Origin of the sequence: Pseudomonas sp. NPDC089422 (assembly GCF_044749405.1) — a bacterium.
In the GTDB taxonomy this organism is placed as follows: domain Bacteria; phylum Pseudomonadota; class Gammaproteobacteria; order Pseudomonadales; family Pseudomonadaceae; genus Aquipseudomonas.
On record NZ_JBIVHW010000001.1, the window covers coordinates 349,909 to 363,587 of the forward strand.

A 13,679-nucleotide genomic window follows, 5' to 3' on the forward strand; every position below is an offset into this window, starting at 1 on the left:
TCAATCAAGGGGAAACTCTTTACCGATTACTGCGGGATCAAAAGCCCTGCGTCCAAAGATTCTTCGTACCATCGGGGCAAAGTGCTCGAGGGAACGCGTCGGATAGTTGGGGTCGAACGAAGCCTGATCCCATTTTTCGCAAAAATCGACGGCACTTTGGTACCAAGGGTGATCTTTGTAGCGATCACGTTCGTTTCGATCGCCGCCAAAGTGGTGGACGTAATAGAAGTTCTGGAACAAACCATGATGGTGCAGAATCCAGGTCACTTCACCACGAACGTAAGGCCGAATGATTGAGCCGGCATATTGCGAGTGATTGTAGGGAGCAAGGTGGTCACCTAGGTCGTGAATCAAGGCGCCAACAATCATTTCCTCATCAGCCCCGTCAGCTTCAGCCCTGGATGCAGCTTGCAGGGAGTGCTGTAGGCGGTTCACTTTGTAGCCGCTCAGCGTGTGCTCAAGGCCAGCGAGTGCTTCCAGAATCCGCTCTGCGAGACTCTCGTTGTACTTGGCTTCCAGATGCTCAAGGAACTGGTATTCGTCACGAGTGCCGTCTTTCATGCGGATGAATTCTACCTGTTGCATCACGCAACCTCCTTCAAATCACGGGTACGGAGTTCAAGCGAGCTGAAGCGCTCACGAGGGCCGTCAAGATCGATGTAGCACCCTTGCAGGTGCCGATGACCCTCTGCGGGGTCGTATTCAGTGCGGCCATGGAGTACGCGACTGTTATCAAAAAGCATGAGCTCCCCTGGTTCGAGTTTGAAGCGAAGCTCGAACTCCGAGTTATTAAACAGCTCTGCGAGGCGTCGCCGGGCACGGTGGAACGACCTGGTGCTCTCGTCATCCAGAAGTGGAAGGCTGTCCAGCCTCGGGCTGTAATGAACGCCTAAGGTGCGGCCATCTGCGTCCGTCTGGATCATAGGCCGGCGTGTGATGAGCCGAGTACCTTGGTCGATGAATTGGAATCTGACAGGTGTGTCCCGAAGCAGGGCATGCCCGACCGGATCCTCCAGGCGCAACCGCTCGACGACCGAGAGACTGTCGACCAGTGTTGATAAGCCGCCAGTGGTTTCGTTAACCAAGCAGTGTAGTAGTTGGATCCCCGGCACTGGATCTCGATACGGGTTGTCCGTGTGAGGGCCCAGACGCACGCTACGGTACGCCAGATCATTTGCAGAAGGCTTGGAATAAACCTCGAAATATTTGCCGAAATTGGTTTCCTTGAGATACCCAAATTTTGATGCTACTTCGAGGATCTGCTCAGGCAGGGTAGGCACGTCATGGAGCACGATGAAGCCGTAGCGCAAGAATGCTTCAAGTGATGCTTTGAATGCCGGATCTTCACTCATCCGTCGCCAGTCGTGACGGATGAGTTGAATGTTGAGCGAGCTATTCCAAGACTCCGCGACAGGGAACGGGTCGGTGTCCCTCAGCTCACTTAGAAGCGTGCGGGTGTCGTACACGGATAAGTGGCCATCGCTGAAAGAGAGGCGAATGGAATCGTCCGTAACCACCTCAATAGCACTGATTTGAAGCTCTGGATCAAGGAGGTGCGAGTCGAACAGACGCTGTTGGGTGTGGTGATCTACGGCAGTGGCGTCCTGAGATTTTTCACGAAGCCAAAGCGCGCTCAGGTTCGTTTCTGATTGGCCTGCGCAGTACAAAACGCATGGCGGCGACTTTTGGAATTTCAAAAAGCTGCGATTCATGGACAACCTCAAACTGGAATGGTGAGCGACGGAGATCAGAGCCCAAAATGCTTGCGAGCAGCGGCAAGGGCATCCTGACCATCAAACGTAGTTACTCCAGCCAGCCATTTGTCGAGCCAATCGGGGTTCTTCACGATCCAGTCTTTCGCGAGCTTGAGTGGATCCTGCTTTTCAAGCACGCCAACCATGATCTCGCTTTCCATGGAGGTGGTGAACTTCAAGTTATCCAGTAAGCGCGCCGCATTGGGGCAGCGCTCCTCATATTGGGGCGACGTGAGGGTGTAAACAGTAGCTGCACCGTAGTCCGGGCCAAATACCTCATCTCCTCCAGAGAGGTAAGTCATAGGAAACTCGAGATTCATTGGGTGAGGTTCCCAGCCCAGGAACACGATTGGTTTTTTCTGTCGAATCGCGCGGGCAACCTCCATGCGCATGGCTGTCTCGCTAGACTCGATGAGCTTGAAGTCACCAAGGTCGTAGAGATTTTTCGCCACCATCGACTTGAGCCGGGTGTTGCCGCCGCTGCCTGGCTCGATGGCGTAGATCTTGCCTTGTAATTTGTCTTTGAATTTTGAGAGGTCTTGGAAGCTCTTAAGGCCTTGATCGGCGAGGTAGTTGGGAACAGCTAGTGTGTATTTTGCTCCCATGAGGTTTGGCTGGGTTGATTTCCTCAGCTTCCCGTCATCGAGGAACGGTTGCACGGTAGGGTCAAGCGAGGGTGACCAGTAGTCTAGGAAGGCGTCGAGCTGACCCTGGTGGATCGAGGCAAGTGCGATGGGAACCGCTACGGTGGTTTTGCTCGGCGAATAACCAATTGACTCTGCCACTGCCATGGCGATGCCATTGTTGGCGGCGTTGTCAGCCCAGCCTAGATCGGCCAGGCGGATGCTTCTGCATTGCGTGTCATCAGTCGCGGCGCTGACACCTACAGCTGTCAGGGCCAAACAACCGAATACGACTGCGTGCAAGGATCTAGACATCAGATGTCTCCTTTCAACAGGATTTTATCGGTGTTTTAGCTGTTGCTTGGCAGGAGGGAAAAACGCTGAATCTGTGGCGCTTGGTTATGGTTTCTGGCGGCCACGGTTCAAGATTAACCATTCAACGATGGCCTACATACTGGTCTCAGCTTATGGATCGCATGCAAAAAACTTATGGCTTGTAGAAAAGATGTTCCGGCACTCAAGGGGCTCCTGGCATTCGAAGCAGCGGTGCGCCTTGGCTCAATGACGTCTGCAGCTAAAGAGTTGGGTACGACCCAACCGGCAGTGTCGCAACAGATTCGCGCCCTGGAAGAGCTAGTGGGTGGAAACCTGCTCGACCGCTCCGGTACCAAACTGGAGACAACTGCCGCCGGCGCCCGTTTTCATGAAGACATCGTAGGTGCTCTCTCGAATCTTCATTCCGCAGTGCAGAGAGCTCAGGCTAACTTTGCTCAACACGCTCCCACCATCAGCATTGCGGCAAATTTTGGCTTCGCTCACCTCTGGCTGTTACCGCGCTTGCATGAGCTACAGGAGCGATTCCCGCACGTCCGCTTTCAGGTGTTAGCCGATGATCACCAGGAGACTTGGAGCCTTCAGGATGTCGACATTGCCATCAGCTTTGATCGTCTGGGCGACTCTCATCACACTGAAGTTCTCCTCGCGCCGGAGACCGTTTTTCCGGTGTGCAGTCCTCAGTTTGCCCGTGAGCACGGTTTGCAGGGCGAGTTGAGTTGGAGTGATCTAGAGGCGTTACCACTGCTTCATATGGATCAATCAAATCCTCGATGGCTCGACTGGGAGCGATGGTCGGCCCGAGCGGGGATAGGGGCCTGGAGAGGGGGAGGTCGGTTCAGCTTCAATAATTATCCGCTTTTGCTGAATGCCACGACCCAAGGTCAGGGTCTGGCTTTAGCCTGGCGTGAATTAGTAAGTCAGCCGCTGAAGGAGGGGGCGCTAGTAGCCCTAGGCCCCACCGTTGTTCGAGAAGATCACGGCTATCTTCTCAGGTCGAGACATCTTCAGAATGCTTTGATTTCACCTGTAGTTAGGTGGCTCCAGGAGCAGATGTCGTAGCAGTTAATCCCTAATCACCTATGGGTACGCCAACGGCGTCCTAGCCGAGCTGCCATCCCCCAACGGATGACACGCGTTGGCCAGTGCTCCGGGATTGTAGTTAGGGGTACCGCTTGATTGGCCCACTCCGCTGTAGTCAAAGATGGTCACCTGAAAACCGCGCTCGGTGTTCCGTAGGGCAGAGCGCTAAAGCACGGCGTAAGTCCTCGATCTCAGCCCATACTTTGGACGCTGGCATTCAGGAGCACCATTGGAATTTTCTCCCCAAACGGTCTCGAACCTCTGAGCGCGCGAGCAATTGGAACGCGTCGACAAGCGTGTCGGTTATACGAAGTTACCTGCGACGCCAGTCAGAGGCTGTGCAACAGGATGCGGGTCTGCTCGCAGACCATCTCAATGACACAATCGAAGCGTTCACCCTCGAAATCGCGCCAGCCCAGCGCTTCCAGCGCTATACCCGGTGTCAGGTGAAATGGCAACAACTGGCCATGCAGGGTGATCGCTCGCATGGTGCTTGCTTCGTCGATTTCTGCCTGACCGCGCAAGCGTGCAACCAGTGCGCAGGTCACCGCCAGCAGACGCTGGCCCACCAATTCATGTACTTGTCGCTCGCCGTCGCCCGGTCCCAACCCTGCCTGTTCGCGGGCATGGAACTTGCGCCAACTGGCGGTTTCCGGTGACCGCAGCATGAGCTCGGCAATGCTGCGGTGCAGGGTGCAGAAGGCTTCGATCAGCGCTTCCCGTTCACCACCCGCGGCGATGACCGCTTCGGCTTGCTCGATGGCCGGGGCCAGCGCCTCGCTGATGTAGTGGGTCATGTAGGCCACGCACGCCAGATAAAGCCCACGCTTGTTGCTGAAGTAGTAGTTCAGGGCCGGTGCATTGAGGCCTGCACGCTCGGCGATGTCGCGGGTCGAGGCGCCTTCGAAACCCTGTTCGCCAAAGCGTTCGAGGGCCACGGCAAGCAACCGCGCGCTGCTCTCATCACCGCATTGGTACCCACCACTGGAGTCTTGGCGGCGTCGCGTCTGCGCTTTCACATCGCTCTCCTGTCAACGTCAACGCAGCGAGTATGCCCGGCTGCCTGACGAAAATATACCAGTTGACACAATTATAACGACTGCAATAAATATAGCGGTCGTTATAAATCAACCCAACTGGCTATCGAGACCATGACAGCGTTGCACTCACCCGAACTTCCTAATCCGAACCCTGCGCGTTTAGCCTCCGGAAAGCGCCAGAAGGCCAGTCTCGTCGCAGTCGTGCTGGCCATCGCTGCCGTGGGCTGGGCCCTCCACTGGTGGAGTGTGGTGCGCTTTATGGTCAACACCGACGACGCTTACCTGGAGGCCGACAACGTCGGTATTTCGCCACGGGTGAGTGGCACCGTGGCTGCGGTGTTCATTGAGGACAACCAGACCATCGAGGCGGGGCAGCCCTTGGTACGCCTGGATGATCGCCGTTACCGCGTCGCCTATGACCAGCAGTCCGCCTTGATCGCTGCCCGCCGTGCCGAGATCGCCAATAGCGAGGCGCAGTTGGCCGAGCGCCGGGCCACGGTGTTGCAGGCCCAGGCGCGGCTCAAGGGCGAACAGGCCAATGTCACCTACAGCGACGGCCAGGTCCGCCGTTACCAACCACTGGTGGACAGCGGTGCCGAACCCCGCGAGCGTCTGGAGGCGCTGCGCAACGCCGCGCAACAGGCACAGAGCGCGCAGGATGCGCAATCAGCGGCAGTGGAGGTGGCGCAGCGACAGCTGGTGACCTTGCAGGCATCGATCAACCAGGCCCGGGCCCAGCTCGTGTCTGCCGAAGCGGCCGCGGCCAAGGCGCAGCTCGATATTGATGACAGCGTGGTCTTCAGCGAGGTTGCCGGCCGTGTCGGCGACCGTGGCGTGCGCGTCGGCCAATACGTGCAGCCAGGCACTCGTTTGATGACCGTAGTGCCGGTCGAACAGGCCTATGTCACCGCCAACTTCAAGGAAACCCAACTTGAGCGCCTGCGCCCTGGACAATCGGTGCGCATCCATGTCGACGCCTATCCGCAGGCCGTGGTAACCGGTCGCCTGGAAAGCTTCGCGCCCGGTACCGGCGCACAATTCGCCCTGCTGCAACCGGACAACGCCACCGGCAACTTCACCAAGATCGTCCAGCGGGTGCCGGTCCGCATTCGTCTGCAAGATTCCAGCTTGCCGCCGGGCACGTTGGTGCCGGGGCTGTCGCTGCATGTCGAGGTCGATACCCGTGGCTGAGTCCGTGCTTCCCCCGGCCTTGCCGCGCAACGCCAGTCATGCTGACTGGATCGCCGTTGGCGCCGGCGCCCTAGGCGCATTGATGGCGACGCTGGATATCTCCATTACCAACTCGGCACTGCCGCAGATCCAGGGCCAGATTGGTGCCACCGGCAGCGAAGGTACGTGGATTTCCACCGCCTACCTGATGGCTGAGATCGTCATGATTCCGCTCACCGCCTGGCTGACCCGGGTCTTTGGCCTGCGCACCTTCCTGATCGGCAACGCGCTACTGTTCGTGTTCTTTTCGATGGTGTGCGGCTTCGCCGACAACCTGACCCAGATGATCATCGGTCGCCTCGGCCAGGGTTTTGCGGGTGGCGCTATGATACCCACGGCCCATGTGCTGGTGGCGACGCGGCTGCCACGTCACCAGATGCCCATCGGCACGACAGTGTTCGGCCTTACGGTGTTGCTTGGGCCGCTGCTGGGGCCGGTGATTGGCGGCTGGCTGACCGAGAGCATCGACTGGCGCTGGTGCTTTTTCCTCAACCTGCCGGTATGTGCGTTACTGGTGGTGATGCTGGTATCCGGCCTGCCAGCGGTACGCACGCAGTGGTCGAGTTTTTTCAAGGCGGACTGGCTGGGCATCGCCGGGCTGACCCTGGCCCTTAGCGCGCTGACCGTGGCGCTTGAGGAGGGGCAACGTGAGCGCTGGTTCGAGTCGTCGCTGATCGTCGGTTTGAGTGGTGCGACCGTGCTTGGCGCCGTGCTGCTGGGCATCGCCCAGTTCACCGCGAAGGAGCCGGTGGTGCGTTTGCGGTTATTGGCCAACCGGCACTTCGCTGCGGTCATCGGTATCGTGTTTCTGACCGGAGCCGGGCTCTACGGCGTTGCTTACCTGCTGCCGCAGTTTCTTAGCGGGGTGGCGGGCTACAACGCCCAGCAATCCGGCGCGGTCATGCTGATGTCAGGGTTGCCGGCGTTTCTGGTGGTGCCGTTGTTGCCACGTCTGCTGTCTCGCTATGACGCCCGGCTGCTGGTGGTGATCGGTATTGCTGCCTTGTCGCTGAGCTGTTACCTGGCCACCGGCATCACGGCACAGAGCGCCGGCCATGACTTCACCCGCTCGCAGTTGCTGCTGGGAGTAGGGCAATTGCTGGCGATGATGCCCCTTAACCAGTTGTCGATGAGTTCGGTGCCGCAACATCAGGCGGGCGACGCCGCCGGGCTCTTCAACATGGCGCGCAACCTTGGCGGCTCGGTGGGGCTGGCGTTGCTGGGGACTTTTCTTGACCGGCGCACCGCGACGCATGACGACGTGCTGCGAGAGTCGGTGACTGCAGCCTCCGCGACGGGGCAAGCGCATATCGCCAGCCTGCAGGAGATGTTCGTCAGTCGTCATCTGGACGCCGCAACCGCCCATCTCCAGGCCCTGACCAGCTTCGCCGAGCAGATTCGTCTGCAGGCCGTGGTCATGACCTATATCGACACCTTCCAGGCGCTGGCACTGACGCTGCTGATTTGCATGCCACTGGCCTTCCAACTCCGCAAGGCGCTGCCCGGCGCACCTGTTACAGGACACTGACCATGAACGCCTTTTACATGCGCACCGCCTTGTTGGCCTGTGCGATTGCCCACGCATTGCCAGGCTGCACCGTTGGACCGGATTACCAAGGGCCGCCTGCGGTCGCCCATGATGCTGTGCAAACCAGCCAGTTGCACCGTGCCCAGGGCATGACGCCCCGGCAACCCGAACTGTCGCACTGGTGGCTCGCACTGGACGATGCGCAGCTCAATGCACTGGTCGACCTGGCGCTGTCCGCCAGCCCTGACCTGGACATCGCCCGCGCCCGGATGCGCCAGGCCTATGCCGGCTTCGAGGGCAAGCGCAGTGACACGTTACCGAAGCTGAACGCCAACGCCGGTGAACTGATCCGTGGCAACGACGATGCACCAGTATCGCGCTACTACGTGTCCGGGCTGATGGCGAGCTGGGAGCCGGACCTGTTTGGCGCAGGACGTCGCGCCAGCGAAGGCGCTGAAGCTCAAGCCCAGGCCAGCGACGCCGATCTTGCCGATGCCCGCTTGCAGTTGACGGCGCAGGTTGCACAGGCCTACCTGGAATTGCGCAGCCGCCAGTTACGGGCAGCTAAAACCCGTCAGGCGTTGGAACTGGAACAACGCATGTTGCAACTGAGCGAAGCGCGATATGGGGCGGGCACCGTCGGTGCCGGTGATGTGGAGCGTTTCAGCACGCAGGCACAGCAGACCGAGGCAGACCTGATCGCGCTGGAGGGGCAGATCGACGAGTCGCTGGATCAGTTGGCGTTGTTATGCGGCCAGGCCCCGGGTAGTTTGGACGCTCGTCTGGTGGCTCCGGCCCCCATGCCCCAGGTGCAGTCACCACCCGCAGTCGGAAGCCCTGCCGGCTTGCTGCGCCAGCGGCCGGACATTCGAGCGGCAGAGCGGCGCCTGGCGGCAAGCAACGCACTGATCGGCGAAAAACGTGCAGATGCCTTCCCGAAAGTGACGTTGCTTGGCAGCCTCAGCTTTGCCGGCGACAATGCCGAAAACGTGTGGCACAAGGACAATCTCGGTTGGCTGGGTGTGCCGTATCTGCAATGGAACCTTCTGGACTTTGGTCGGAACCGACACATGGTTGAACAGGCTCAAGCCCAGCACGACGAAGCGCTGGCGCAGTACACCTCAAGCGTGCTCAGCGCGCTGCGCGATGCCAATGTCGCCCTGAGCCGCTTCGGCCACGATCGCCGCCGTGTAGAGGTGCTGCGCCAGGCCGAGACATCGGCAGTGCACAGCGCCGCACTCAGCGAGCAGCGTTATCTTGGCGGCACGCGCTCGGCCCTCGACTGGCTGGACGCCGAACGCACCCGCAACGACGCCGAGCAGCAACGGATCAGCGGCGAGGCGCAGTTGCTGGCCAGCTACGTCACCTTGCAGAAGAGCCTTGGCCTCGGCTGGCAGAGCGATTAGGGCCACCCATGCGCAACAGCCGACACGACCTGATGTGGAAGCAGTTGTTGCCGGAAACCCGGCGCAATGACGACCCGTTGCAAGTGCAGTTGAGTACCGCGTTCGTCAACGCCATTCTCGACGGTCGCCTGCTGGCCGGTAGCCGCCTGCCGTCCGGGCGCGACCTGGCCCGGCTTACCGGGGTTTCGCGTAACACGGCGGTGCTGGCCTATGAACGACTGGTCGCCGAAGGTTATGTCGAGGCGCGACCAAGGGATGGCTTTTTTGTCTACTCGGCAATCAAACCCACCGATGCGGTGACCGGCCACGGGCCAAGCAGCGAGCATGGCCCGAACTGGCAAGCGCGCCTGCCCGGCGCCGTATCCCGGGTGCAATGGGCTGACCGGCCGAATATCTGGCGGGATGTGCGTTACCCCTTTGTCTATGGTCAGTTCGACCATCGTCTGTTCCCTATCCACCAGTGGCGCCAGTGCAGCCGCCAGGCACTGGAACTACGTGCGGTGGACCGCTGGTGGCAGGAAGGCGAAGACCTGGATTCCACCCAGTTGATCAGCCAGCTGATTCGCCGGGTGTTGCCACGTCGGGGCATCGCCGCCAGCGAGGACGAGGTCTTGCTGACACTGGGCCGGCAGCAGAGCTTCTACCTGCTGGCACGCTTGTTTGCGCGCCCGGGGAGCAAGATGGCAGTCGAAGACCCAGGTTTTCGGGACCCACGCAATGTCTTTGCCTCCGAAGGTGCCGACGTGGTACTCGTTCCGCTGGACGACGAAGGGCTGCTGCTCAACGAAGCACTGGCGAGCTGTGACTACCTGTATTGCACCCCGGGTTACCAGTGTCCAACCGGTATCACCATGAGCGATGGTCGACGCCGCGACCTGCTACAGCTGGCACAGGACCGCGACTTGGTGATTTTCGAAGATGACGACGACCCGGAAACCGAATACGACGGCCAGGCGCACTCGGCGCTCAAAGCCGGGGACCAGCACGGACGAGTGATTTATATGAGCAGCCTGTCCAAGCTGCTTTCGCCCGGGCTGGGCATCGGTTTCATCGTCGCACCTGCACCGGTGATCGCCGAGCTGCGTGCCCTGCAGCGGCTGATGATCCGGCAGACGCCTGGCAACAACCAGATCGCCACCGCGCTGTTCATCCAGCAGGGCCACTACGACCGTTTGTTGCAGCAGACCCGCGACAGCCTGGCTCATCGAGCGGCGCTATTGGTGCAGGCATTGCGCCAGGAACTTCCCGAAGCGCGCTTCAGCGTGCCCACTGGCGGTGCCACCTTGTGGTTGCGACTGCCCCACTGTGCCGATTCGCTGACTTTCTATTACGAGGCGCTCGCAGAAGGGGTGCTGCTCGACCCCAGCATGGCCTTTTATTTCCACCCTGAGGGCGAACAGCATCAATTCGTCCGTCTGGGGTTCGGCGCCATTTCTGTCGAACGCATTGCACCAGGCATTCGTGAGCTTGCCAGGATCGTGGCGGAACACGGCCGGCGTCATCGCCTTTGATGCGCCTGGTACTGCACGAAAACAGGGCTAACTGCACCAACACTGTTCCTGTGGCAACACTTCCTGGCAACGGTTGGCCAGACGGTTCTGGGATGGCCTCAAGAAACCTATAAAAAGCATTAACAACAATGACTTAGGTGGCACTATCGATAGCTGTCGCTGGCACCATCGAGTGGAGGTAAACCTGCAACGACTCCCCTGACCGACCGGATCACGCACCATCCGGCGACCAGCAACAACCATAAGAGGAGGGGAGTTTTGAAATCGTTACTCGCACCATGCCAATGGTCTACCGGGCTGTTTGCTTTGAGCTTGATCAATTGCGCAGTTGCCGCCGAGGCACAGAAAACCGCACCCGCCTGCGCCAGCTACGAGAAATCCCTGACCCGGGCAGAGCCAGCCAACCGCTCAGCCCCGATCTGTGCCCGTATCGCCCCTGAACTGGGAGGGCTGCGCAAGGCGCTGGCCGAGCATGGCCTGGGTCTTACCATTACCTCCTACAATGGCTATGCGTACGACCTTGGCGGCCACAATGCCAAGCCACAGGTCTATAACGGCCAGAATCCCAGTTACAACGCCTCGCTGAACCTTTACACCACTTATGACCTGACCCGGCTGGGTTTTGCCAACGACGCCCAACTCACCCTCGCCGGGCAACTGGTGCGCTCCACCTACGAACCCGCCAACCCGGAGGTGTCGCAGGTCAGCGTGTTCGCCGTGAACCAGTCGTTCTTCAATAAGCAATTGGAAATCGAGTATGGCTTCATCGCCGGAGTCAAGCTGTTCTATGGCGTATCGCTAGGCGGTAACGCCTCGACCGCGGCATTGGGCCCAAGCAGCGTGGTGCCTTTCCAGGTGGGCATGTCGGCGACCGTGCCGACCCCGACCTTCAACGTCATCACCCGGGATAAGTCGCTGCGCTGGTACAACAGTGCCGCACTGACCCGCAGTGTCAGCCCGCAAGGCATTCTGGAAGACGTCAACCGCAACCCCAACGGCCTGCACTGGAAAGTCGACGGCGCCAATCCGATGCTGATCGACGAGTTCGGCTACAAGCGCGAAGCGTCGGCCAACGAAAATGCGGTGTGGTCGCGTTTTGGCATGATGTACAACACCAGCCACTACACCGAGTTCAAGACCGGTGAAGAGTCGGATAACAACTGGGGTCTGTATTTCGCCGACACCCACCAGTTCACCAAACCTTACGGCGATGCGCGCGGCTGGTACTTCGACACCAAGCTGGATTACTCGCCCGCGTCGGTGAATGCCATCAACAAGGCATTCCAGTTCAGCGCATTCAACATGGGGCCGTTTGCCAGCCGACCTTTCGACATGCTCTCGGTGGGCTTCAGCAAGAGCTACTTCAGCAAGGACCTGCGTGAGGTCTACGACAACTACCGCATGGACAACGCGCCCTACACCATGGCGGTAACAGGCTCTTACGCTGCGCGGCTCAGCCCCGGCATCTACTTGGTGAACGGCCTGACCTGGACCAAGAATCCGGTATTTTCCCCGGAACACCCTGACGCGCTGTTGCTGCAGACCTCACTGAACCTGCTGTTCTGACCCTTTTCCTATTGTCCCCTGTGACCGCCTGTACCGTGGCGGGCAGGGCCATGCCTGTGAGCTTGCGATGAACAATACACTGAGAAGCACCTCGACCCACGCCGTGCTGGACGCCATGGCCAGCGACGAATACCTGGAACTCGATGCGACCGAAATGGCGCGTCGAGTGCGTGATGAAGGGCTGGCACCGGGCGCTTTGCTGGGCGCTGCGCTGGAGCGCTGCACATACGTCAACGACAAGGTCAACGCGGTGGTGATGGACCACTCCGAGCATGCCATCGAACGAATGCTGGCCTATGCCGAGGCGGGTACCAGCCGGCAGGGCGCGCTGGCTGGCGTGCCGATGCTGCTCAAGGACCTCAACACCTACCTGGCAGGCACCCGCACCACCAACGGCTCGCGCTTGCTGGCGCAGGCGCCATTGGCCGAACACAGCAGCACTGTCACCCAACGTTACGAGCAGGCCGGTATGCTGATTTTCGGCAAGACGGCCAGCCCGGAGTTTGGTTTGACCACCACCACCGAATCGGCGCAATGGGGGCCTACCCGCAACCCTTGGAACCTTGCCTACAGCGCGGGTGGCTCATCCGGTGGCGCCGCCGCAGCGGTGGCAGCGGGCATCGTGCCTGCAGCCCACGCCACCGACGGCGGTGGTTCGATCCGTATTCCGGCGTCGTACTGCGGGGTGTTCGGACTCAAGCCCACACGCTATCGAACCCCGCAGGGGCCAAGCAGTTACGAAGGCTGGTTCGGTGCCAGTTGCGGTCATGTGGTGTCGCGCAGTGTGCGTGACTCGGCGCTGCTGCTCGATATCAGCCACGGTCACGAGCCGGGCAGCCCATACTGGCTGGCGCCGATGCAGGGAAGTTTTGTCGAGCAAATGAACCGCGCCCCTGAGCGTTTGCGCATTGGCCTGGTCAGCCGTGGCATGACCGGGGTCGCACTGGACCCGGACGTGCAGCGTGTACTCGATGAAACCGTGGCGCTTTTGTGCAACCTGGGGCACGAGGTTGAGCTGGTCGACCTGCCGATCGACGCCGGCCAGGTGTTCAGCGCCCATGGCGCGGTGACCTCGACCACGCTACTGACCGCCGTCAAGGACCGTGAAGCCGCCATGGGGTGCAGCATGGACGAAGCGCATCTGGAACCGATCAGCCGCTTTCTGCTGGCCAACGCCCGCAACACCACGGCAGAAACCTTGTTCCGGGCCCGCCGCGCTTTCGAGAGCATCGGCGAGCAAATGGAGCTGATGCTGAGCCGCTACGACCTGTTAGTGTCGCCGGTCACCGCCAGCCTGACGCCGAAGCTTGAGCTGCTCAGTCTGCAGAATCGCTACGAAGACTACACCCGCGAGATCGTCGGCAGCGTGGCCTACACCGTGCTGGCCAATGTCAGCGGGCAGCCCTCGATGTCGGTGCCCTCAGGCCTTGGCCGCGAGCGCTTGCCGATCGGCATGATGTTCACCGCCGGGCGTTGCCGTGAAGGGTTGTTGCTGAGCCTGGCACGGCAATTGGAACAAAGCCGACCTTGGGCGCATTTGCGCGCGCCGTTGTAAACCCGTGAGGGCGTCGTCCGCGAAGGACGGCGCCCGTCGCCTGAGCCCGA

At 60.3% G+C, this 13,679-nt stretch carries 11 protein-coding genes; 7 read left to right on the plus strand and 4 right to left on the minus strand.

Translation table 11 applies throughout. The features are described from left to right. The 3 genes from ACIPZ8_RS01590 to choX are packed head-to-tail and all read right to left on the minus strand — an operon-like array spanning window position 1 to window position 2,692. A complete protein-coding gene (locus ACIPZ8_RS01590; RefSeq protein WP_400719259.1) occupies window positions 1-585 on the minus strand; it encodes an HD domain-containing protein in 585 nt (194 codons plus the stop codon). Next, a complete protein-coding gene (locus tag ACIPZ8_RS01595) occupies window positions 585-1,712 on the minus strand; it encodes a TauD/TfdA family dioxygenase (RefSeq protein ID WP_400719260.1) in 1,128 nt (375 codons plus the stop codon). Before ACIPZ8_RS01595 ends, ACIPZ8_RS01590 begins: the two co-directional genes overlap by 1 nt. 35 nt (window positions 1,713-1,747) lie before the next feature. Next, window positions 1,748-2,692, minus strand: a complete 945-nt coding sequence (gene choX, locus ACIPZ8_RS01600; RefSeq protein ID WP_400719261.1) for a choline ABC transporter substrate-binding protein — start codon at window positions 2,690-2,692, stop codon at window positions 1,748-1,750. Between the two features lie 174 nt (window positions 2,693-2,866). On the opposite strand from choX, the gene ACIPZ8_RS01605 reads away from it, so the two are divergent. Continuing rightward, window positions 2,867-3,772 carry a LysR substrate-binding domain-containing protein gene (locus ACIPZ8_RS01605; protein WP_400719262.1) on the plus strand — a complete coding sequence of 302 codons (906 nt, stop codon included), beginning with the start codon at window positions 2,867-2,869 and terminating at the stop codon, window positions 3,770-3,772. A gap of 350 nt (window positions 3,773-4,122) precedes the next feature. On the opposite strand, the gene ACIPZ8_RS01610 is transcribed toward ACIPZ8_RS01605, so the two are convergent. Next, window positions 4,123-4,812 carry a CerR family C-terminal domain-containing protein gene (locus ACIPZ8_RS01610; protein WP_400719263.1) on the minus strand — a complete coding sequence of 230 codons (690 nt, stop codon included), beginning with the start codon at window positions 4,810-4,812 and terminating at the stop codon, window positions 4,123-4,125. Window positions 4,813-5,091: 279 nt separating this feature from the next. Between ACIPZ8_RS01610 and ACIPZ8_RS01615 the strand changes: the two genes are divergently transcribed. From ACIPZ8_RS01615 to ACIPZ8_RS01640, 6 genes are all read left to right on the plus strand, one after another. Continuing rightward, window positions 5,092-6,024 carry an HlyD family secretion protein gene (locus tag ACIPZ8_RS01615; protein ID WP_400719264.1) on the plus strand — a complete coding sequence of 311 codons (933 nt, stop codon included), beginning with the start codon at window positions 5,092-5,094 and terminating at the stop codon, window positions 6,022-6,024. After that, window positions 6,017-7,591, plus strand: coding sequence for an MDR family MFS transporter (locus ACIPZ8_RS01620; RefSeq protein ID WP_400719265.1), 1,575 nt, complete (start codon window positions 6,017-6,019; stop codon window positions 7,589-7,591). Before ACIPZ8_RS01615 ends, ACIPZ8_RS01620 begins: the two co-directional genes overlap by 8 nt. Before the next feature lie 2 nt (window positions 7,592-7,593). Next, window positions 7,594-8,997 (plus strand): efflux transporter outer membrane subunit, encoded by a 1,404-nt coding sequence (locus tag ACIPZ8_RS01625; RefSeq protein WP_400719266.1) that lies wholly within the window; start codon window positions 7,594-7,596, stop codon window positions 8,995-8,997. Window positions 8,998-9,005: 8 nt separating this feature from the next. Next, the gene (locus ACIPZ8_RS01630) at window positions 9,006-10,508 is read left to right on the plus strand and encodes a PLP-dependent aminotransferase family protein (RefSeq protein WP_400719267.1); all 1,503 of its coding nucleotides are present in this window, start codon (window positions 9,006-9,008) and stop codon (window positions 10,506-10,508) included. Window positions 10,509-10,814: 306 nt separating this feature from the next. Continuing rightward, a complete protein-coding gene (locus ACIPZ8_RS01635; protein ID WP_400719268.1) occupies window positions 10,815-12,074 on the plus strand; it encodes a carbohydrate porin in 1,260 nt (419 codons plus the stop codon). Window positions 12,075-12,141: 67 nt separating this feature from the next. Next, window positions 12,142-13,629 carry an amidase gene (locus tag ACIPZ8_RS01640; RefSeq protein ID WP_400719269.1) on the plus strand — a complete coding sequence of 496 codons (1,488 nt, stop codon included), beginning with the start codon at window positions 12,142-12,144 and terminating at the stop codon, window positions 13,627-13,629. Window positions 13,630-13,679 lie beyond the last annotated feature (50 nt).

Excerpts from the sequence above, each read along its gene's own strand:
- ACIPZ8_RS01640 (WP_400719269.1), top strand. The coding sequence starts at position 12,142 with ATGAACAATACACTGAGAAGCACCTCGACCCACGCCGTGCTGGACGCC.
- ACIPZ8_RS01615 (WP_400719264.1), top strand. The coding sequence starts at position 5,092 with ATGGTCAACACCGACGACGCTTACCTGGAGGCCGACAACGTCGGTATT.
- ACIPZ8_RS01605 (WP_400719262.1), top strand. The coding sequence starts at position 2,867 with ATGGCTTGTAGAAAAGATGTTCCGGCACTCAAGGGGCTCCTGGCATTC.
- ACIPZ8_RS01625 (WP_400719266.1), top strand. The coding sequence starts at position 7,594 with ATGAACGCCTTTTACATGCGCACCGCCTTGTTGGCCTGTGCGATTGCC.
- choX (WP_400719261.1), bottom strand. The coding sequence starts at position 2,692 with ATGTCTAGATCCTTGCACGCAGTCGTATTCGGTTGTTTGGCCCTGACA.
- ACIPZ8_RS01595 (WP_400719260.1), bottom strand. The coding sequence starts at position 1,712 with ATGAATCGCAGCTTTTTGAAATTCCAAAAGTCGCCGCCATGCGTTTTG.
- ACIPZ8_RS01590 (WP_400719259.1), bottom strand. The coding sequence starts at position 585 with ATGCAACAGGTAGAATTCATCCGCATGAAAGACGGCACTCGTGACGAA.
- ACIPZ8_RS01630 (WP_400719267.1), top strand. The coding sequence starts at position 9,006 with ATGCGCAACAGCCGACACGACCTGATGTGGAAGCAGTTGTTGCCGGAA.